The 20,100-nt window shown below is 62.7% G+C and carries 19 protein-coding genes; 14 read left to right on the top strand and 5 right to left on the bottom strand.

From position 1 onward, the window contains the following. Positions 1-8: 8 nt before the first annotated feature. From ABL312_RS07020 to ABL312_RS06960, 13 genes are all read left to right on the top strand, one after another. A complete protein-coding gene (locus ABL312_RS07020; RefSeq protein ID WP_349360673.1) occupies positions 9-1,400 on the top strand; it encodes an FtsX-like permease family protein in 1,392 nt (463 codons plus the stop codon). Between the two features lie 28 nt (positions 1,401-1,428). Continuing rightward, positions 1,429-2,232 (top strand): outer membrane lipoprotein-sorting protein, encoded by an 804-nt coding sequence (locus ABL312_RS07015; protein ID WP_349360671.1) that lies wholly within the window; start codon positions 1,429-1,431, stop codon positions 2,230-2,232. Then, positions 2,232-3,797, top strand: coding sequence for a hypothetical protein (locus tag ABL312_RS07010; protein WP_349360670.1), 1,566 nt, complete (start codon positions 2,232-2,234; stop codon positions 3,795-3,797). Before ABL312_RS07015 ends, ABL312_RS07010 begins: the two co-directional genes overlap by 1 nt. 56 nt (positions 3,798-3,853) lie before the next feature. After that, positions 3,854-4,525 (top strand): response regulator transcription factor, encoded by a 672-nt coding sequence (locus tag ABL312_RS07005; protein ID WP_349360669.1) that lies wholly within the window; start codon positions 3,854-3,856, stop codon positions 4,523-4,525. 11 nt (positions 4,526-4,536) lie between these two features. Continuing rightward, positions 4,537-5,871, top strand: coding sequence for an ATP-binding protein (locus ABL312_RS07000; protein ID WP_349360668.1), 1,335 nt, complete (start codon positions 4,537-4,539; stop codon positions 5,869-5,871). Beyond that, the gene (locus ABL312_RS06995) at positions 5,834-6,505 is read left to right on the top strand and encodes a transglutaminase family protein (RefSeq protein ID WP_349360667.1); all 672 of its coding nucleotides are present in this window, start codon (positions 5,834-5,836) and stop codon (positions 6,503-6,505) included. The genes ABL312_RS07000 and ABL312_RS06995 overlap by 38 nt, the downstream gene beginning before the upstream one ends. A gap of 414 nt (positions 6,506-6,919) precedes the next feature. Then, entirely contained in the window at positions 6,920-7,888 is a 969-nt protein-coding gene (locus ABL312_RS06990) for a beta-ketoacyl synthase N-terminal-like domain-containing protein (RefSeq protein WP_349360666.1), read from the top strand. Between the two features lie 3 nt (positions 7,889-7,891). Further along, on the top strand, positions 7,892-9,145 hold the full coding sequence (locus tag ABL312_RS06985; protein WP_349360665.1) for a beta-ketoacyl-[acyl-carrier-protein] synthase family protein: 1,254 nt from the start codon (positions 7,892-7,894) through the stop codon (positions 9,143-9,145). Continuing rightward, positions 9,142-10,314 (top strand): acyl-CoA dehydrogenase family protein, encoded by a 1,173-nt coding sequence (locus ABL312_RS06980; RefSeq protein WP_349360664.1) that lies wholly within the window; start codon positions 9,142-9,144, stop codon positions 10,312-10,314. The genes ABL312_RS06985 and ABL312_RS06980 overlap by 4 nt, the downstream gene beginning before the upstream one ends. 11 nt (positions 10,315-10,325) lie before the next feature. Continuing rightward, positions 10,326-11,843, top strand: a complete 1,518-nt coding sequence (locus tag ABL312_RS06975; RefSeq protein WP_349360663.1) for an AMP-binding protein — start codon at positions 10,326-10,328, stop codon at positions 11,841-11,843. A gap of 9 nt (positions 11,844-11,852) precedes the next feature. Then, positions 11,853-12,107: an acyl carrier protein gene (locus tag ABL312_RS06970; RefSeq protein ID WP_349360662.1), complete on the top strand. Its 255-nt coding sequence runs from the start codon at positions 11,853-11,855 to the stop codon at positions 12,105-12,107. 32 nt (positions 12,108-12,139) lie between these two features. Next, positions 12,140-13,177, top strand: a complete 1,038-nt coding sequence (gene trpD, locus ABL312_RS06965; RefSeq protein ID WP_349360661.1) for an anthranilate phosphoribosyltransferase — start codon at positions 12,140-12,142, stop codon at positions 13,175-13,177. Between the two features lie 41 nt (positions 13,178-13,218). Beyond that, positions 13,219-13,899: a hypothetical protein gene (locus tag ABL312_RS06960; protein ID WP_349360660.1), complete on the top strand. Its 681-nt coding sequence runs from the start codon at positions 13,219-13,221 to the stop codon at positions 13,897-13,899. 84 nt (positions 13,900-13,983) lie between these two features. On the opposite strand, the gene ABL312_RS06955 is transcribed toward ABL312_RS06960, so the two are convergent. Genes ABL312_RS06955 through ABL312_RS06935 form a run of 5 tightly spaced genes read right to left on the bottom strand, consistent with a single transcriptional unit; the run spans position 13,984 to position 18,769 of the window. Further along, entirely contained in the window at positions 13,984-15,153 is a 1,170-nt protein-coding gene (locus ABL312_RS06955; protein ID WP_349360659.1) for an MFS transporter, read from the bottom strand. Then, complete coding sequence (locus ABL312_RS06950) at positions 15,153-16,460, bottom strand: NAD(P)/FAD-dependent oxidoreductase (protein WP_349360658.1); 1,308 nt, start codon at positions 16,458-16,460, stop codon at positions 15,153-15,155. Before ABL312_RS06950 ends, ABL312_RS06955 begins: the two co-directional genes overlap by 1 nt. A 19-nt stretch (positions 16,461-16,479) precedes the next feature. Next, positions 16,480-17,319: an AfsA-related hotdog domain-containing protein gene (locus ABL312_RS06945; RefSeq protein ID WP_349360657.1), complete on the bottom strand. Its 840-nt coding sequence runs from the start codon at positions 17,317-17,319 to the stop codon at positions 16,480-16,482. Next, on the bottom strand, positions 17,316-18,098 hold the full coding sequence (gene trpA, locus ABL312_RS06940; RefSeq protein ID WP_349360656.1) for a tryptophan synthase subunit alpha: 783 nt from the start codon (positions 18,096-18,098) through the stop codon (positions 17,316-17,318). The genes ABL312_RS06945 and trpA overlap by 4 nt, the downstream gene beginning before the upstream one ends. A gap of 5 nt (positions 18,099-18,103) precedes the next feature. After that, the gene (locus ABL312_RS06935; protein WP_349360655.1) at positions 18,104-18,769 is read right to left on the bottom strand and encodes a hypothetical protein; all 666 of its coding nucleotides are present in this window, start codon (positions 18,767-18,769) and stop codon (positions 18,104-18,106) included. 401 nt (positions 18,770-19,170) lie between these two features. On the opposite strand from ABL312_RS06935, the gene ABL312_RS06930 reads away from it, so the two are divergent. Further along, the gene (locus ABL312_RS06930; RefSeq protein ID WP_349360654.1) at positions 19,171-20,079 is read left to right on the top strand and encodes an outer membrane lipoprotein-sorting protein; all 909 of its coding nucleotides are present in this window, start codon (positions 19,171-19,173) and stop codon (positions 20,077-20,079) included. Positions 20,080-20,100 lie beyond the last annotated feature (21 nt).

Below are 20,100 nucleotides of genomic sequence, written 5' to 3'. Positions count from 1 at the left end.
ATGTCATCATGATCTGGAGAATCGCTTTTCGAAATCTCATCAAGAACGGCCGCAGATCGGTCATGACCGCGCTCGCGATCGGCGTCGGGGGGCTTGCCGCGCTCTTGTTCGGCGGCTTCGTGACATCGATCTGGTTCGGGGTCCAGACCTCGATGATCCAGCAGCAGGGGCACCTGCAGGTCTATCGCGACGGGTTCCTGGAGTATGGCGCGGCCAATCCGGAAGACTACACGATCATCAATTGGCCGCAGGTGGCGGAGCGCTTGCTCGACGATCCCATGATCCGGGAAAACGTCGATGTGATTACGCCGCGCATCGACCTCGCCGGTGTCGCGGGCAACGCGGTGACCGGGAATTCGAAGACATTCATCGGGCAGGGGGTCTACCCATCCGAGATCGACAGAATGCGTCAATGGGATGGATGGAAGATCGGCCAGCCCGCGCCGGCGACCGGCCTCGATGACACCGACACCGGCAGCGTCATCGTCGGGCTCGGCATGGCCCGTATGCTGGGTGTGTGCAACGCACTCGGCGTCGAGAATTGCCAAGATCGGCCCGAGCCGCCCGCGCAGGCCATCGAAACCCCTGAGGGAACGGATATCGCCGCGCTCGTGTCGGGCGACCGGGAACTTGCGAGCCTGTCGTCGTCCGCAACCAGGCAATCGCCGCTCAACCTGATGGCGGCAAGCACCGAAGGTGCGCCGAACATCGTGCGTGTGGGGATCGACTCGGCCCAGGCCCAGGCAATCCGTGCCATCGACAATGCCTTTGTGCTGATGCACTTCGATCAGGCGCAATCATTGCTTTACGGCGACAGCCCGGAGGCGACCGCCTTGATGCTTCAGGTGGCAAGCCCGGAACGGGTGGACGCGGTCAGAACGCGCGTGGCCCAGATCCTGGACGGCACCGACGGCGACTTGAGCGTCTATCACTTCACCGAAGTGGATCCGACCTTCAACCGCATTTTCGGCATGTTTTCCTTCATCTTCGTGGTCATTTCATTGGTGCTGTCGATCGTCATCATCTTCACGATCGTCAACACCGTGTCGATGACCGTTGTGGAGCGGGTGAAGGAAATCGGCACGATCCGGGCGATCGGCTTTCGCAAAAGCTTCATCAAGAAGCTCTTCTTCGCCGAGAGCGCCCTGACGGGGGTGTTCGGGGCGTTCGTCGCGCTCGTGCTTGCCGTCGGCGTGTCGAGCTTCGTCAATTCGGCCGGTCTGCAATGGACGCCGCCGAGCAATGCGACACCGCTCACCGTTCAATTGATGGTGTTGAAAAACCCCGTCTTCGCCGCGTCCGTGGTGGTGGTTCTGATTGCGCTCGCGGTCCTGGCCACCGTCCTGCCGACTTTCCGTGCCGCGCGCATGAACATCGTGGAAAGCCTGCACCGGTCTTGAGCGTGCCGCGCAGGGAAAGGACCCAGAGATGACTGTCAATCGCCGTGATTTCAACCGCCTCCTTCTGACCGCCGCGGCATCCGCCGGGGCGACGGGGCTTGGCCTTCCCGCCGTCGCCGCGCCCGACGCAACGGCAATCCTGCGAAAATCGGATGAAATCCGAAACCCGCAGAGGTCGTTCGTGGTCGATGTTCACCTGCTGAACTACGAGAACGGCAAGCTCGATGGGCAAACGAAGGTCACCACCCATTCGCGCAAGCACAGTGGGCAGTTCCAGACGCTGGTCTATATCACCGCACCGAGCGTCGATCGCGGCAAGATATTGCTGCGCAACGGCAACATCCTGTGGCTCTACGATCCCTCCTCGCGCGCATCGGTCCGCATTTCCCCGCGCCAAAGACTGTTGGGCAACGCGTCCAACGGCGATGTCGTGAGTTCCAATCTCGTCGGCGACTACAATCCGGTTCTGGAGGGAACGGAAACGATCGCCGACGGAGATCGCAACAACCGTCAGTGCTACCGATTGAAACTGACGTCGGCCAACAGTTCGACGCCCTACAGCGCGATCACCTTTTGGGTCGACGCGCAAACGTCGCAACCGATCAAGGGCAAGTATTACACCAAGAGCGGATCGCTCATCAAAGTCGCGTGGTACCGAGCCTGGAAGTCGCAGATGGGCGCGGTGCGCCCGACCGAAGTGGTGATCGCGGACGCCTTCGATCCGAAAAAGGTGACCTTGATGCGCATGAACGCCTTTCGGCCTCAGGACTTGCCGGAGTCGTGGTTCCGCAAGGAGTGGTTGCCTCGATTTGAACTGCAGGGCAATTCCTGATGACGAAACGCCTTGCGGTCTTGTGTTTCGCGATCGCTCCGATGCTGCTCACGGGCATCGGACCGATGCGTGCGCAGGATTTCGACCTGCCCCCCATGCTGGACGGCGAAAACGCGCCGGCAGCATCCGATACCGGGATCGGGCCCGCGCCGACCGCCGACGAGGATGCCGACGTGGCGACCGTGCCGGACGTGGGGGCAGCGCCGCCGCAGATCGACGACATTCCCCTTCCCGACATCGCGGTCGGTGAAATCCCGCCGATCGAGGACGAGGCGGATGCGGACACGGTGGCTCAACAAGGCGAGGCGGAGAGCGGAGAGGCAGGGCCTCCCATTCTCCCGATCGGGCGGACGTCGTCGCTTCACCTTGAAACGCGCGGGTTCCGCAACGAGGACAGGCAAGGTGAAGACCGCTTCGCCGGGCGGTTTTCCGCCCATTGGTTCGGTCGTGGCACTGTCAGCGACAACCTCAGCATCCTGTTCAATCTGCGCAGCCGTGCCGGCTGGCGCGAAAGCCGCGGCTTTCGGGCAGAAGACGACATCAATCTCGATGTTCAAGAACTCGCCGCGGCGTGGGACACCGGCAACAATCTTCTCCTTGAAGCGGGGCGCATCAACGTGCGCAACGGGGTCGCGCTCGGCTTCAACCCGACCGACTGGTTCAAGGCCGACAGTCTGGTGACCATCGACAGCCAGGATCCCGGGGATCGGCGTGAAGAGCGCCTTGGCACCGTGGTTGTCAGTGCCGCGACAAGCCTTGGCAGCACGCTTGTTCAAGCGGGATTCCGGCCCGACATTTCGGCCGCGCGCGATACGGTGGTCACGGACGCGGACATCGTGGGGCTCAATCTCGACCGCACGAATCCGTCGCCGGCCTTCTATGCGAAACTGTCACCGAACCTGGGCGGGAATATCTCGCTGACGGGCAATGTTCTCGTCGAGAACGGACGTCTTGGCGGGGGCGCGGAAGTCAGTGGCACGCTCGGCAACAATCTCGTGCTCTACGGAGAAGCCTTTATTCAACACCGGCTGAACCTTGCGGCGGAGGCGCTTGAAGACGGCACTGGAAGCGCCGCCTTCCGAAGCCGGATCGGCGCGGCCGATGGCTACGAGACGGCGGGTCAGCTCGCGATCGGCGGCACCTATTCACTGCCGGAAGCGATTGCAAAGACCGAGGATATCTCGCTTTCGCTGGAATATCACTACAATGGCGCCGGATTGACCGGCAGACAACTCTCCGCCCTGGCGGGGGCGGCGGGCGCGGATCGGGCCGCTGCCGGGCGGGTCCGTGCCTTCGCGGCGCGCGCGCAGGAGCCGCTCGCCCGGCATCAGGTCTTCGCCCGGTTCGCCTGGAATGACTTCCTCGGGGACGCGGATTTTTCGGCCATCGCCTATTATGTGCCGGACGACCGCAGTGCCTTGGCGCAAATCGCGGCCAGCTACCCCTACAACGACAACGTCGAAATCAGCCTGCGTGCGTTCTCCGTCTTCGGCAGCGACACCTCCGTCTATGGATCGAATCCGTTGCGGAATTCAATCCAGCTGGCGGTGAAATACACGTTCTGACCGAGGCCGGAGCGCGGGAAAGGCGCGGGAAAGGAAGGCAGACTTTGAAAGTCCTTTTGATCGACGACGATATCGAACTCGGGCAGGTCTTGACGCCAGCGTTGCGCAAGCACGAAATAGTGCTGGTGCAAGCCGAGACACCGCACAAGGGTCTGCAGATGTTGGCCGACGGCGGCGCCGATGTCATGTTGCTCGATATGATCCTTCCGGGAACGGATGGCATGGCCGTATGCGAGCATATCCGTCAGTCCACGGGCGCCCTGCGCAATTTGCCGATTATCGGTCTGTCGGCACGCGCGGATTTGACCGATCGCATCGTCGGTCTGGAGCGGGGGCTGGATGATTACATCGCCAAACCGTTCGACATTCGGGAACTGATTGCACGCGTGCGGGCCATGACCCGCCGACCGGGACGCGGCCAGGCGGCGAAGTCGCCCACAGGCGTCGTCCTCGACGAGCTTTGCATGGTCGCACGGCTTGGTGAGTTCTCCATCAATCTGACGGGCATGGAAGCGCAGATCCTCAAGGCCCTGGAGGAGGCGCGCGGGCACGTCCTGAGCCGCCTTCAGATATTGGAGCGTTTGCGGCGTCCCGAGCACGCGGATCCTGCCCTTATCGACACGGTGATCTACCGTTTGCGCCGCAAGTTCCGAAGATCCGGCTTTACCGGTGACTTCATCGTCACCGAACGCGGTCGCGGTTACCGGCTCGTCGGCGACAGCGCGTAGGTGACACCGTGATGGCACGGCTGAGCAAATGGATCGCATCGCGATCGGTCTTCAGTTTGCTGGTGATCACCACCGTCGCGTCGACGTTGGTGCTCAGCTTCGTGCTGGTTCTCGCGCTCCAACGCGTCGCTGACGAGCATCCCCGTCGCTACCTGGCGCGCGCGGTATTCCATACGCTCGTCGATTTGTCGGCTGAAATGGGCGGGCAGCCGGTTTCCGTGAATGGTGTAACCCTGGTCCAGATGTCGCGCGCCGACGCGGAAGTGTCCGAGTTTCGGGAATTGTTCCGCATGGCGATGGATGATCCCGATGGCATAGCGATCTCGCCCCACAACGATTATTACGCCGCCGGCGGAATCGACGGTGATCGCTTCATCGTCCTGCCGCGCTTTGGCGCTTCGATCTCGACATTCGCGCTTTTTCTCGTTGGCGTCGTGATAAGTGCGATCATCGGCGTGATCCTGTTGATCTACTATTTGATGCGCCGGCTTACGCATCCCTTCGTCGTCCTCTCGGATGGGATCGCGCGGGTGGAAGAGGGGGATCTCAGCTATCAAATCCCGCTCGATCGGACGTTTGGTGAGTTTCGAAATTTCGCAATCGGATTCAATACAATGGTCGCCGAACTGCAACGCATCCATGAGGCGCGGCGCCATATGCTGCTGGCGTTGCCCCATGAACTCCTGACCCCCTTGTCGCGGCTCAAGGTGCGCAAGGACCTGGTCGAGGATGCGTCCCTGCGCGACAAGATCAACAAGGACATTGCGATCGTGGAGGAGATTCTGGCCTCCATCCTGGCGACCGAGAGACGGCATTCCAACGAGGACTCGTCGGAAATCGTGGAGATCGTCCCGTTTGCCCACCAGCAGATCGCCTTGCAGATCGACGATCGCAAGAATATCCGCGTCGAGAACGCCACGGGCTTCGAGTACGCGTTCTTCGATCCCTTCGTTGTGAGCGTGCTGATCAAGAACTTCGTTTCGAATGCCGTGCGCTATGGGGATGGCAATCCGATCGCGGTTCGCTTCGAGGTCGATCGGGAGGATCCCGCCGCATTGTGCATTTCCGTGGAGGATCAGGGGATCGGGATCGCCGAGGATCAGCTCAAGTACCTTACGGAGCCGTTCTGGCGGGTCGATGAGTCCCGTGGGAGGGCGTCGGGTGGATATGGCCTCGGCCTCTATTTGTGTCGAAAGATCACGGAAGGACTCGGCGGGCGCATGATCATTCAAAGCAAACTGGGCGAGGGCACAACCATCTTGGCCATCATTCCCAACGCAATCTGCAGAAAAATCGAGGACATGGCGAATGACACAAGCGACCCTTTCGGAAACGTCGTTCCTTGACTACTGCGCACCGGAAATCACGCGATTTCTGGATAAGCACCTGAAGGACACGGCCGCGGACAAGCGCGCTCAGGCGGTGACGCTCTACTATGCCGTGCGCGACAAGCTGTTCTACGAGATCTATGATGCCGACTTCTCGGAGGAAGGTTTGACGGCGAGCGCGATCTTGCGCAAGGGATCGGGATTGTGCATTCACAAATCGATCGTCTATGCCGCATTGCTCCGGCGTATCGGCGTTCCTTCGCGGCTGTGGTTTACCGATGTTCGCAACCACTTGTGTTCCGAGCGCTTGACGCGATTGATGGGCGACAGCGTGTTCCATTATCACTGTCTGGTGTCGATGGAACTGGATGGCGATTGGATCAAGGCGACGCCGGTGTTCAACAAGCGTCTTTGTCAGCTCTTCCGCATGACGCCGCTGGAATTCGATGGTTACGAAGACAGCCTGCATCATCCGTTCGATGAGAATGGGCATGTGTACATGGAAATCCTCAAGGATCATGGCGAGTTCGACGATGTGCCGCACATGATGATTCTCAATGGCATGCGTGAAAAACATGGCGAATTGTTCGCGACCGCAACCCGGTTTCTCTCCGGCGCGCTGAAGCAGGACGCGCTCGTCGGGGCCCGTTGATCACGCCAACCCGAGAGCCGAGCCCGCGCCTTTGAAGCGCCCCCTGTGAGGGGCGCTTTTCTGTTTGATGCCGGCGAATGACCCGATGTGACGGCGACTGTGTTCACGCGTGGAACGCAACTGCATCACGTGATTTTGCACGTCGGGTATGTCTCATATTTGATCGCACTGAGAACATTATTTTACAAAAAATCAAATTTAAATCAGCTTTCTTATTATACAATTGCCTCAGAAAAAGTAAGAAAATCCGAATAAACGCTTTCATCGCTTTGGCGGAAGTAAAAAGTCAAGCCGAATATGTGATGAAAAGGGGCTTGAGCTCCATCTCTTCGTCCGATTTTCGGATGTCGGATCAATGAAATTCTTTGAGCGCCGGTCGCGAGTCTGAATGAACTTGCCAGGGGATTGGTCCTGATGAAACCTTCCATCGTGATTTCCGCAATTGCAATGGACTTTGCAGATGGGACCAGCCTCCCGCCCGATCTGCAGTCGTCGGACGCGTCCCCTGGCCATTTTTCTTTGTTCCGATTGGATCGAAGCGCGTTCGAGGCACATGATGCAAGGGAACGCCGCCGTCATACGATCGTGTCGTTTCGGTTGTCTCGGCTCGTGACTGAGGTTCTGGCGCGGGGGGGCTTGTCGCGGGATATGGCCGCGGGAGCCGGCACCGGATTGGTGTCAGGCTCGCGATACGGCTGCTCGATCGTGTTCGATATGCATCGCCGGCTTGCCAGACATGGGCCCAAGGGGATCGACGCGGTGCGTTTCGCCCAGGCAACGCACAACTACCCGGTATCCGCCTGCGCGATCGAGTTTGGCTTCAAAGGCCCTTGCACGACTTTGGTGAGTTCCAGGGCGGCCGGGATGGAAGCACTCCAATGCGGCCTCGATTGGCTCAACGACAGCCGGTGCGACCGCGTCATCGTCACCGGTTTCGAGGACTTCGGGTCGCCCATCGACGACCACATCCGTCGCGCGTCCTGGTCCGGGGGACCGGTGCGGGAGGCGATGGTCTGCGTGCTTCTGGAGCGCGCCGATGTCGCGACGGCGCGTGGGGCAAGGGGCCTTGCCGATGTCACCGGGTCGGCTGCGCTCAATCGGGCGCGCGGTCGAGGTGCCGGTCTGGAGAGACGCGTGTTCGGGCGCGACGTTGAGTCCTTCGGCTTTGCCGTCAGTCACACCTCCGAGGAGTTCTGCGATCACGTCACGCCCGCCGCGCGTCTCGATGCCGGCGAGTGCATCGGGGCAAGCGGATTGGTCGAACTGGCGCAACTTCTGACGCGTGACCGGCCTCTGGATGGCGCGACGATCCCGCAGCATTGGATGATCGGCGCCTGCGATCCGGCAACCGGCGGAATTGCCGCCGGAATAAGACTGAATTGAACGATGGAGGCACCGATAAAACCCGCCGTAGCCGTAACCGGACTGGGTGTCGTCGTTCGCGACGCCATTGGTCTTCCCGCGTTCACCGCCTGGTTGATGGGCGGCGGGGGTCTGCCGGATCGGCCGGCCCATTTCGACACCCACGCGTTTCGCGCGCAAAAGGCCTATGCGACACATCCCGACACGGTTCGCGAGGCCCTGGCGCAATATCTGGAAGTCTACGACATCGCCCGCCTGTCCGATGCGGATCTGGAATGTGCCGCACATGGTCTGCGTGCCGGAGCCGAAGCGCTCGAAAACGCGCAGATCCTGGGCCCGAAGGCGGATCAATGCGGGATCGCGCTTGCCACGACCAGCGGCGGCATGATGGACAAGTTCCTCGACACGCTGGCGGATGACGGCGGATCCGAGACCGGGCGCAGCGCATCCTACCTGGAGGCGGCGGTGCCCGCTTCCACGGCGGCCATCATGGCGCGGACATTCGGCCTCAACGGACCGTTCGCGAATTTCTCCTGCGCCTGTGCGAGTTCCTCGCTCGCGATATCCTATGCCTTTTCGCGGATCCGAAGCGGCGACGCGCCGATCATGCTTGTCGGCGGGTCGGATCGCATGCGCGCTGCCGACTATGCCGGCTTCAACGCCCTTCGGGCGATGGATCGCGAGAGTTGTCGCCCCTTCGACAAGGGACGGCGCGGCATGGTCATCGGGGATGGGGCCGCGATGCTGGTCCTGGAGGATGAAGCGCATGCGCGGGAGCGGGGCGTTGAGCCGCTCGCCTATTTGGTGGACGTGGGTCTCAGCATCGATGCCCATCACATCACGCATCCAAGTCCGGACGGTTTGTCCCAGGCCATGCGGCAGGCGCTGCAACGCGCGGCGGTCGAGCCCGACGCGGTGGGGTACGTCAATTGTCACGGAACCGGAACGCCCGTGAATGACAAGGCGGAGACCGAGGCGCTCGACCGGATTTTTCCCGCGCAGGGCAAACGCCCGCTGATCAGTTCCACCAAGGGGGCCACCGGGCATCTTCTCGGCAGCGCCGGGGCGATCGAGGCATTGATCACCGTTCTCGCCCTTCGCACGCGCTCCGCCCCGGCGATGAACACAACCGTGACACCGGAGGACACGGGGTTTCCCATGCCGGGTCCGGACGGCCCGGCGCCGATACATGGGCACTTCGCCATGAGCAATTCGCTCGGGTTTGGCGGGATCAATTGCAGCCTCCTCTTTCAGGCACGGGAGCACGGATCACCATGACACTTGTCCAGCCTCCGCGCGCGCCGCGTCCCCATCGCTCGGAGCTCGTCGCCGACTTGTGCGACGGTCTCGAGCGTTGGCGCGACGAGTTGAACGGCAATTGGATCACGGATGATCAGGCGGGCCGCTTCGACCCGGCCCGGTGGCAGGCGCTTTGCGATGCCGGGCTGACGGCGCTCACCGTGCCTGAGGAGTTCGGGGGGCTTGGCCTGAGCGCAACCGAACTCGCCGAAGTGCTGATGCGTTTCGGCAGACTTTGCCCCGATAGCGGTCTCGGCTTCACGCTCGCAAGCCATCTTTGCAGCACGTGCATTCCGATCGAAAAATTCGCGAGCCGGGACATGCAGGAGCGGCTTCTGCCGGACCTGGCCGCCGGCACGCGGATCGGCGCCCATGCGATCACGGAGCCGGACAGCGGATCCGATGCCTTCGCCATGAAGACAGCGGCGAAGGTTGTGCCGGACGGGTATCTGGTACGCGGCGAGAAATGCTACATTTCCAATGCGCCGATCGCCGATGTTTGTGTCGTTTACGCCATCACGAACCCGAGCAAGGGGGCCCTTGGCGGCTTCAGTGCGCTCCTGGTCGATTGCGCGGCCCCCCAAGTCACGATCGGCAAGCCGCGCAAGAAACACGGGTTGAGAACCGCGCCGATGGCGGACATGCATTTCGATGATGTCCCCGTCGCCGGTGCCGACCGCATTGGGCGCGACGGACAGGGCTTTTCCATTCTCGACTACGTGATGAAGTGGGAAATCGTATGTGTCTTCGCGCTCCAGGTCGGCGAGATGCAGACGCAACTTCAGCGGTGTATCGAGCACGCCAAGACACGACAGCAGTTCGGCAGCGCGATCGGAAGCTATCAGGCCGTTTCCCATAAGATCGCCAACATGCATCTGCGGGTCGAAACGGCCCGCATCTGGCTGACGCGCGCGCTCGGCGCGCTGAGCGGGGGAGGGCGTGCCTCCCTGGACATCGCAACCGCGAAGCTCGCGATTTCCGAGGCCAATGTCGCCAACTCGCTCGACGCGATCACCCTCTTCGGTGGGGCCGGCTACATGGCGGAAACCGGCATCGAGGCCGGGCTGCGAAACGCGGTCGGCGGTCTCATCTACTCCGGGACATCCGACATTCAGCGCAACCGCATCGCCGCAATGCTTGGACTGTGAGGGACCACGTCATGCTCGATCGTGTCATGTCGCCGCACGCCCTCGCGCCACAGGATCTTGCCGACAGGCTGTTGGCCGATCTCGCCGGGGGGGCCGCCGGAACGATTTCGGATTCAACCGAGACCGTTTCATTCGACGGCATCCGACGCGCGGCTCTGCGTATCACAGGGCATCTCGAGCCCCTTGGCACTGGCGCGGTGGCGGTGTGTGCGCAAAAGCACCCCGCGACGATCGCCGCCGTGCTTGGCGTGCTCGCGGCCGGCCGCGCCTATGCCCCCCTCGATCCGACCCATCCGAAAGGCCGCTGGATCGATATTCTCGCCGGTTTGAGGCCCAGCGCCGTCATCGTCGACGCATCGACCCGCGAAAAGCTACAGGGCTGGGCCGCGGAAACAGGAACCCCTCTTCTGGATCTCGGGGAAGCGGAAGACCTGGAGGCCGGCGTCAACGGATGTGCGATGCCGGCCGGCTGTGCCGCCGTCCTGCATACGTCCGGCTCGACCGGGGTTCCGAAACAGGTTCGCATCGGCGCGGATGCGATCGGCACGTTTTGCGAATGGGTCGCCGCGGAGTTCGGCGTGTGTTCCGGTGACGTCCTGCTCAGCCATTCTCCGCTGGCGTTCGACCTTTCCTTCCTGGATATCTTCGTCGGCCTGTCGCGGGGCGCGTCGCTGGTTCTCGCGGACTCCGCGGCGGCGCGCAGTGGCGCACGGCTGTCTGCGATGATCGCCGACCATGGCGTGACGGTCCTTCACGCGACACCGTCCGCGCTCGGCATGATCGTCGATGCCGCCGGTGGACGGGTGTTTCCGAGCGTGCGTTGCGTGCTGTTTGCCGGCGAACCGATGTCGGCGGCGCGTCTGGCCGGGATCGCCCGCGCCTTCCCGAACGCCCGCCTGACGAATATCTACGGTTGCACCGAGACGAACGACACGTTCTTCTACGATGTGCCCAGGGATCACGTGCCCGATCCGCTGCCGCTCGGCCGCCCCTTGCCCTACACGGACCATCTGGTGATGACCCCCGACGCGCGGCGCGTCGAACCGGGCGAGGAAGGAGAGCTTTGGGTTCGGTGTCCTACCATGATGATCGGGTATGCGGACCCCGAGCTGACCAGGCGCGTCAGTGGACAATTCGAGGGCAAGACCTACTACCGGACCGGGGACCGTGTGCGCATGGATGCCGATGGTCTCGTCTATATCCTTGGACGGATCGACAGCGTGCGAAAGGTCAACGGCTATCGTGTCGATCTTGCCGAGATCGAGGCATGTCTCATGCGCCATCCGGGCGTGCGCGAGACCGCGGTTTTCCTCGGCGAAAACGATCAGTTGGCGGCCGTGGTGAGCAGCGACGACCCCGAGGTGAAGAGCCTTGGATTGCGCATGCACGCGATGCAAACCCTTCCCGCCTACGCGATCCCCAAATCGTTCTGTCTGACGTCCGATCCGCTTCCGAAGAATTCCAACGGAAAGATCTGTCGGAAGACCATCGCGGCATCGCCGAATTCGGCCGCCGCTTCCACTGCCTGAAGACAAATCATGGAGGATATGATGAGCCAATTGACGGTCGTGCGGGAATTCATCACCAACGAATTCGCCCCCGACATCAGCCCCGCGGATCTGCCGGAAGACCTTGATCTCATCGAAAGCGGGATCATCGACAGCCTGGGCGTCCTGAGGCTGGTCGCATTTCTCGAGGACGAACTGAGCGTTGCGATCGCCCCCGAGGAACTGGATGTCGATCTGTACAAGTCGCTGAACTCTATCGGATCCCTGCTCTCCGCGAAGAGCTGAGGGCGCAAGCGCACAACGCCGGGAGAGGTGACATGTCCCACGACGCGACCGCTGCTGCGATCGTGGCGGGCGAAACGCCTGACATCGATAGCATGGTCGAGTACTGGAGGGCCACCGACGCCGGGGCGCGTCCAAAACCGGAGACGGTCGCGGTGCTTGCCGCGCTGTCGGCGACACCGTTCACCCATGAACGGGTCGTCGGCTTCGTGCGGTATGTCGAGGAGACGTATCCGCCGATCGATCTCCCCGCGTCGGACGAAGCCGTGAACATTGTCGGGACCGGCGGCGGACCCGCGACCTTCAATATCTCGACAACGGCCGCTTTCGTGGCGGCGGCAGCCGGGGCGAAGGTTCTCAAGTCCGGATCTCCCGCGTTTTCCAGCCGAGCCGGCTCCTTCGATGTGCTCAAAGTCCTGGGCCTTGCCAAGGCGCAGTCGGATGAGGCTTTGGCGGATTGCCTGGAGACAGTGGGCATCGGCTTTGCGCCGGCGACCGGCTACGCGCCGATCTGCCGACGGCTCGCCGTGGCGTCCATGCCGCTTGAGTTCAAGATGATCGGTCGGTTCGTGAATGCGCTCGGTCCGCTCATCTGCCCCTATCGGACGCGCGGCGCCGTGGTCGGCGCTGCAACACCGGTGTTGTTCGACATCATTCGAACCGTCTCGGCGGAGTTCGGCCGGTCCGTGCTCACGGTGCGGGCTGAGTGCGGCATCGACGAATTCGTTTCGATTGGCCCGATGCGCGTCGCCTGGCCGGACGACGCGGCCCCCTCCATCGTCGATCCGGAGGATCTCGGTCTTCGCCGCGGGCGCCTCGATGCGCTCGCCGGGGGAGACGTCGAGCACAACGCACGGGAGCTCAAGGCAATCCTGAACAACGAGGGGGGCGCGCAAGCGACGGAAACCGTCGCGCTCAATGCCGCGGCCGTTCTATGCATGAGCGGTCACGCGGCCGATCTGGGGGAGGGCATCGCGCGGACGCGCGAGGCCATTCGCACCGGTGCCGCCGCCCGAAAACTCGCGGATGCGCAGGCCCGCGCGAGCGAGCGCTCCCGGCGACGGGTCGCGTGATGGTGGACTTCCGGACGGCGCTCGCCGGCGCCAACGCCCCCTTGATCGCGGAGGTGAAGCCATCCTCGCCGAAGGTCGGCGCGCTGTTGGGCGCCATGTCGATCGCCGAGATCGCCCAGGCCTATGCCAGAGCCGGCGCGGCGTGTCTGTCCGTCACGACCGGCACGTGGCACGCCGGATCGATCGACATGATCGCCGACCTGGCGGAAACGGGATTGCCCGTCCTTCGCAAGGACTTCATCGTATCCAACCGCCATTTGAAGGACAGCCTTGACGCCGGCGCGTCCGCCGTGCTCCTGACCTGCGCCTTGCTGCGAACGAAAGACGTGATGCGTCTGGCGGAGCGGGCTCTTGAACTTGGCCTGACGCCCTTCGTGGAGGCGGCGACCGCTGCTGAGCTCGACGGCCTCGACCTTCCCGCCGGCGCGATCCTCGCCATCAACAACCGGAACATTCGGGTGCGCGAAACCGATGATGGGGGCGTTGCGCACAGTCTTGCCCTTTATCCAAAGGCGCGTGCCCTTCATGCGGGCCTCCTGGTCAGCGCGAGCGGGTTTCTTTTCCCGGGGGACGCTGCGCGCGCCCGGCATTGCGGGTTCGACGGGATCCTCGTCGGGACCGCATTGTTGTCGGGCCCGCAGAGCCCCGAACGCATGGCGCGCGCCTTTATGGACGCGATTGCCTTGGATCATCCGGTGGCGGATGCCGCCGGCCCGCGCTGACAAGAGCCGCCGCGCGCATTTTCCGGGCCTTCACTGCGTCCGGTGTGATCGCGTCGAGGTGGCACGGACACGGCCCCCTCGACCTCATTCGTTTTTGTGACTGGCCCGGCGCCAGGTCGCGATGCTCGTCATGGCGCCAACGCCGACCGCCAACAGGCCGCAGCTAAGGGCAAAGGCGAAGACGGCGAAGGGAGTAACCGCTCCGAAACCGTGCAGGAGCGTCGCGAAGGCAACCGCGAAGACCTGGCCGCAGTAGAGCGCGGATGCGACCCAACCGGACTTCGCCTCGCGCCCACCCGGTTCGGCGCGTTCCATCACCATCAGGATGGCGAGCGGCAGGATCAATCCGAATCCACCTCCGATGAGGACGGCCGCCACGGTCGCGATGAGCGGCCCCGTCGCAAGGACCATCATGAGGTTTCCCATTGCCATAACCGCGATGCCTGCAAGGCTTGTGGGCAGGCGTCCGATCCGCTGCGCTGCTCTCGGGGACAGCATGGCGAACGGGGCGCTTGCGAGCGTTCCCGCACCGATGACGAGGGCCGCTTGCGCCGGACCGTCGATCCGGTCATGGAGAAATGGAACCTGTGTCGGAAGAAGATAGAAGCCCCCCATGGCCAGCACGACCAGCGCCAGGAGGGGGAGATCGTGTCCGATGCCGCTCGCCGGGCGTGCGTCGATCGTGCGCCCGGTCGTGGCCCCCCATTCCTCACGCCAGGCAAGCGCGGCGACGGGCAGGGCGAACAGGTAGACGAGGAACGCGAGGCGCCAGTCGACCGTCGCGAGCAGTCCTCCGCAGACGATGAAAACCACACCTGACACGGTGTTGCAGGCGGTTTGCGCCGACATCATCCGCCCGCGCGCCGGCCCGTCATAGAAGCGCAGGATGGCCGCGGTGGCCGCGCATAACACGGCCGCCGTTGCCAGGCCGAGGATCGTGCGCGTGAGGAACAGCCAGGTGTAGCCGGACGCGAGGCCGCCGATCGCACCGACAACGGCCAGTACGACAAGGCTTGCGCAGAGAAAGATCCGTGGTGGGACACGCGATGCCAGATGGCCGATCGCCGGACCCAGGAACAAGATGACGATGGCCGGCAGGATGAGGACGAGACGATCCACACCCTCGCCGGTTCCCATCGAAAGATCGGCGTGCATGCGCCCGAGCGCAGGCGCGATCGCGGCGCCGCTCATGACCGTCATCGCGCCGGCCGCAAGGATCAGCGAACCGCGCAGCGTGGCAGGATCGTCGGCCATCAGGCGGCCTCGCGAACCGTTTCGGCCTTTGCAAGGAGCCGCTGGACCGCAAGGTCGGCGGAGGCAAGGCATCCTTCCATTGTATGGCCTTCGAGGTAATCGCCGGCGATCTCCAGCCCCGAAATGGTCTCGACGCCGCGCAGGAGGTCACGTTTCACCCGCGTGAAGTGGGGCGCGTACCCGCAAATGCCGCCGTCGTGGCGCGTCACACGGCTGAAGACGCGGTTGGCCTGAATGGGAAGACGACGCGAGAACTCACGTTCCGCGATGTCGAGCAAGGTCTCGTCGTCCGCGTCGAGCACCTCCCGCGCCGCCCTGCCGGAGAGCGTGAAGCGCACATGGTAGGGTTGATGCAACCGGTTCGCCGAACAATGACCCAGCGGCGACCCCGGCTCGAACATGATCGAGTGGATGTTGTCGCGAAACACGTCGCGATCGTAGACGGCGTTGATCATGACGAGGGGGTGATAGCGCACCGCGTCGGCCGCGACCCGGGCGTATGCGGGAAGCCGCAAGATCCGTTTGAGAACATGCAGCGGGACACAGGACACCACTCGCGTCGTCGCCACCCGGCTGCAGCCACCCGAACGCGACGTCAGGTCGAGGCCCACCACGCGGCCGTTTTCCACGGCGATGCTTTCGACGCGTTCCCCGAAGCGGATGGATTTGCCTTCGGCGAGTGCGCAATGAAGACGGCCGACACCACCGCGAATGGCGCGATGCTCGCCTTTGCCGAACCCCGACGCGAACAGCATGAGCAACGAGGGATAGAGCTCGTCGGGTTCAGCGGCCCCCATGATGATCGAAAACAGGCGCAATGGGCCGTCACTCAGCGTACGCGTGAAATGGTGATCGATGGTTGCATGGTCCCATTGTCGTTCGATGTCCTCGATGAGGCCCGAGGTGTAGTTCAAACGATCGGCGTTCGCCCGGGCACGCGCCAGGAAGTTGCGCAGCTGCACCGCAGATTTGAGCCCGAGACTGGCCGCCAAACGCAGGTCGCCCGAAAGGGTCTTGCTCTTTTCCAACGCGACCAGCCTGTCCCGCAACACGATATGAAATCCCGGGTGCTGGGGTTCGGAATCTTCAAGACCGAACTCCGACAGGAGCGACGTGAAGCGCTTCCATCCCGTCGAGTAGTTCTTGCCGCCGACCTCGAAGACATGGCCGTTGCGGCGATAACAGCCGGCCCGTCCGCCGATCTCGTCGCTCGCCTCGTGGATGACGGACGGTATTCCGTTCCGCGCGAGATAATGGGCCGTGCCAAGGCCTGCAATTCCGGCGCCGATGATATGTACAGGCTCCACGATCGTTATCCTCGTCCTGTCAGGCGGATTTACGCAGCATCCCGGTGCGTGCGGTGATCAGGCAGCATTCCGCGAAGGGAATGCCGGCCACGGTGAGTGCGGCGGTGCGCGTGGCGCGCCCGCCGGGTGTCGGCGCGAACTGCGAGCGACCGATCACCTGCATCGGCGCGGAGATGTCGCGAACCGGCCGTTCCTGCGCGATATGCACCCCGGTCAAGATATCGCGTATCCGCCCGGGCGCCGGATCCTTCGCATTCAGGTAGCGCTGGACCTGCATGAAGCACTCCAGCAAAAACAGCGGGTGCACCATGCACAGGCTGTCGGCCAGGAGGCAGGCGCCCGAACTCGGCAGGATCTCGGCCGTGATCTCACCCGCGTCGATTTTCGGTTCGCCGATCAGGACATTGTCGGCATTGACCTTGTTGAGGAACTCGCCCCGGCAGGCGGGGATCGCTTGCGAAAGATCCCGATGGCCGGGGAAGGGGACATCGTTTTCGAAGGGGAAGAGATCCACGCTCACATGCGCGCGCGTGATATCGCCTTGCGTCAAGGCCACGTCGATCCGCTTGCGACCTGAACCGGCGCGCGGGCGGGCGGTCAGAGTGATTTCACGATCGAACAACGCGAATTTCTCAAACCGCGCGTTGACGGCGCTGACGAAAGACGGCTGCTCGGCATGCTCCTGGGCGAGTTGAACGGCACCTTCAAGAAGCAGCAGGCCGGGTACGTGGTCGAGTGGGTGATCGAAAAAGAAGGGGTGATCCCGGTCAACGATCAATTCGGCCGTTGACGACACCCCCAGGACGATCCGATCCAACACCTGGTTTCGCGGATCCTGTCGCCGATCCAGTGCCGTCATCGTACCGCCTCCGCGTTGAGCGCCTCGAGCAATGCGCGCGCGGGCGCGACTTGGGCGCCGGTCTCGATCCCTGTTTCCACGGCCGCCGATATGGCGCTGCCGACGATGGCGATATCGCAGCCAAGCTTGAAGGCCTCGGCGACATTCGCCGGTGTCTTGAGGCCGAAACCGAGGGCAATCGGCAGCTGCGTGCGCTGCTTGAGGTTCGCGATCCGCGCGGCGAGATCGGCTGCCGGCATGGTTTGACCGCCCGATCGTCCGTAGGCTGCGACCAGGTAGACAAATGCGGAACTTCGATCCAAGACCTTGTGCACGACCGGTTCGGGCGAATTCACGTAAAGCGTGCCCACGATCGGTATCGTCCCGGCGGCGGCTGAATGAAAATCCGGTGCAAGCCGAGGCGGCAGACCGTGTGGAAGGATGGCCGCCGCGCCGGCCGCGCGGGCCCGCTCGCAAACCGCCGTGAAGCCGGCCGGCAGGAGCGTGTGCGAGCAATCGGCCAACAGGACGATGTCGATGCTTGCGCTGAAGTCGCGAATGAGATCGAACACGGCCGGCAAATCCAGGCCGGCGGCAAGGCCGCGGGCATGCGCCCGGCGCAATGTGGCGCCGTCCGTGAAGGCGTTCGGAAACGGGAGGCACAGTTCGACCATCGCGATGCGCAGCTCGACGCAGGCCGCCAGAAGATCCCGGGTCGTTGCAAGATCCGGATCGCCGGCCATGATCAGCGGACACAATCGATGTGTCCGGGCATCGCGTGCTTGGAGCGCCAGGGTCATGGGCGCTACGCCGTTTGCTTGTACAAGTCGGCAGGCTGACACGCTGTCATCAACAAGCGGGTCTGGCGGCGCGAGATCTTGCCGTTTTGACGCGCGGCGCTGTCTATATCGGCGGTCTCGACGAGGGCTTTTTCGCTGAGCGTCGCGACGCGCTCCGCGTTGAGGCCACCGGCGAGCCAGATGCGATGTCCAGGCAGACGGGCGAGCCACGTGTCTACGATGGTGTCGGGAAGGGCTTTTCCCGTGCTGCCGATCATCGACGAATCCTGGAACCGGTCCGCCAGGAACACATCTGCGCCCGCCTTGGCATAGGCATCGATCCAGCGATCCTCGAGGCATTTCCCGTCATCCGTCAGATGAAGGGTCTTGATCACCGTGAACCCGGCGTCCTTCAAGGTGGCGATGTCCTTGGGCGCATTGAAGCCATGAAGCTGCACATGGCGCACGGGCGTTTGTTTGAGAAGCTCAATCAGTCGTGCAACGGGCTTTCGCACGCAAACGGCCACGGGTGTGATGCGTCGGCACCGCTCAGCCAACGTCTGAAACAGCGCATCGCCCAAGTTGTAGCGGTGGCCTTCGATGCCGGTCCAAAGACCGGCATAGCGCGCGCCCTCGCTCTCCAGGAGCGCGATTTCACGCAACGTCGTTGCGCCGCAGATCTTGATTTCCATCGAACCGATCCGATTTTCCGCTACATTCGTAAAAACATGTAGACGCCTGTTTCTGTCACCCAAAAAATAGCGAAGCCGCTGGAATCTGGATGTCGAGTTTTTTGGAATTGTATTTGCCGGGCGCATCACAAAAGCGGACATAAAATCATACAGCGGAGATCTTTTCGGCGGCGGTGCGCGATCGGGTGCGCATCGACCGCGATATCCCTCCGAAGCGGATATTTCAGCGCCTCATTGAATTGCGACATTGCAAATCCGATGGAACACAACATGAGATTGTGAGTTTTTCAGAAAGGTAATTGTATATTACTTGTTTTTTCTTTTACTCGGCTTTGCGCCAGTCTGCTCCCCGTGATCAACCGCGCATAATGCGTGCATTTGCTGTCATCGGGAGAAATCATATGAAGAGTCCCACGAAAATGCTTTCCATGGCGAGCGGTATGCTTTGCCTGTTCATGGCCGCGCCTGTGTTGGCCGAGCAAGGTCTGGCTGAAGGAAAGACGCCGCTGATGGAACCTGCGGTTCCGACGTCACCGGTGTTGACCGATTGCCGTGAGGTGCTCGAGGGCGTGCAGAATCGCTACAACGGGTATGACAGCTGGCGTATCGTTCACATGAAGATCACCGACGAAACCGGCGCGGTGAAAACACGTCGGATCGCGGCGGCGCACAAGAACTACGGCATCAATCGGCGGCTGCGGTCGATCGTGTTCGATCCCGATGAGTTGCGTGATGTCGAATCCTACGTCCATGACAACTTCGTTCCGGGCATGGCCGACAAGGTCTGGGTCTACCTTCCCTCGGCCGAGAAAGTCGTCGATGTGAAGTCGGAAGATCTCAGCCAACGGCTTTATGGTTCGGATCTGGCGATTGGCGAAATGCTCATTCGCCAGGCGCGCGACTACGATTGCGAAATGCTCGGAACCGGCGTTTACAACGGGTTCCCGGTGTACAAGGTCTATGTGACCCCCCGTACCGAAGCCGAAGTCATTCGCCTTGGTCTGCGCGACGGTGAGCTTTGGGCGGACACCGAGACATTCATGCCGATGTACTCCAGCTTCAACGCCGATGCGCCGAACGAGCAGCGCGTCCTCGAAACGCTCGGTATGCGGTGGGTGAATGGCGTGTTCGCGCCGGAGCGCTATCGCGTGTCCACCATCAAGGAAGGTCGGGTCATCTCGTTTTCGGACTTCACCACCGAAGGCGAGGTCTTCAACGTCGGCCTGCCGGGCGAGTTCTTCGAACTGGAAGACCTGGGCTCCAGCGCGAGCGCCTTCCGTCACTATCGCAGTGACGCCATCACCAACTGATCTTTCCCGCGCCGGGGCGGC

The organism is Stappia sp., assembly GCF_040110915.1.
Taxonomy (GTDB): domain Bacteria; phylum Pseudomonadota; class Alphaproteobacteria; order Rhizobiales; family Stappiaceae; genus Stappia.
This window is presented reverse-complemented; position numbering and strand designations above follow the sequence as displayed.

Coding starts and splice junctions, on each gene's coding strand:
- ABL312_RS07020 (WP_349360673.1), top strand. CDS start 9: ATGATCTGGAGAATCGCTTTTCGAAATCTCATCAAGAACGGCCGCAGA.
- ABL312_RS07015 (WP_349360671.1), top strand. CDS start 1,429: ATGACTGTCAATCGCCGTGATTTCAACCGCCTCCTTCTGACCGCCGCG.
- ABL312_RS07010 (WP_349360670.1), top strand. CDS start 2,232: ATGACGAAACGCCTTGCGGTCTTGTGTTTCGCGATCGCTCCGATGCTG.
- ABL312_RS07000 (WP_349360668.1), top strand. CDS start 4,537: ATGGCACGGCTGAGCAAATGGATCGCATCGCGATCGGTCTTCAGTTTG.
- ABL312_RS06995 (WP_349360667.1), top strand. CDS start 5,834: ATGACACAAGCGACCCTTTCGGAAACGTCGTTCCTTGACTACTGCGCA.
- ABL312_RS06990 (WP_349360666.1), top strand. CDS start 6,920: ATGAAACCTTCCATCGTGATTTCCGCAATTGCAATGGACTTTGCAGAT.
- ABL312_RS06985 (WP_349360665.1), top strand. CDS start 7,892: ATGGAGGCACCGATAAAACCCGCCGTAGCCGTAACCGGACTGGGTGTC.
- ABL312_RS06980 (WP_349360664.1), top strand. CDS start 9,142: ATGACACTTGTCCAGCCTCCGCGCGCGCCGCGTCCCCATCGCTCGGAG.
- ABL312_RS06975 (WP_349360663.1), top strand. CDS start 10,326: ATGCTCGATCGTGTCATGTCGCCGCACGCCCTCGCGCCACAGGATCTT.
- ABL312_RS06970 (WP_349360662.1), top strand. CDS start 11,853: ATGGAGGATATGATGAGCCAATTGACGGTCGTGCGGGAATTCATCACC.
- trpD (WP_349360661.1), top strand. CDS start 12,140: ATGTCCCACGACGCGACCGCTGCTGCGATCGTGGCGGGCGAAACGCCT.
- ABL312_RS06955 (WP_349360659.1), bottom strand. CDS start 15,153: ATGGCCGACGATCCTGCCACGCTGCGCGGTTCGCTGATCCTTGCGGCC.
- ABL312_RS06945 (WP_349360657.1), bottom strand. CDS start 17,319: ATGACGGCACTGGATCGGCGACAGGATCCGCGAAACCAGGTGTTGGAT.
- trpA (WP_349360656.1), bottom strand. CDS start 18,098: ATGACCCTGGCGCTCCAAGCACGCGATGCCCGGACACATCGATTGTGT.
- ABL312_RS06935 (WP_349360655.1), bottom strand. CDS start 18,769: ATGGAAATCAAGATCTGCGGCGCAACGACGTTGCGTGAAATCGCGCTC.
- ABL312_RS06930 (WP_349360654.1), top strand. CDS start 19,171: ATGAAGAGTCCCACGAAAATGCTTTCCATGGCGAGCGGTATGCTTTGC.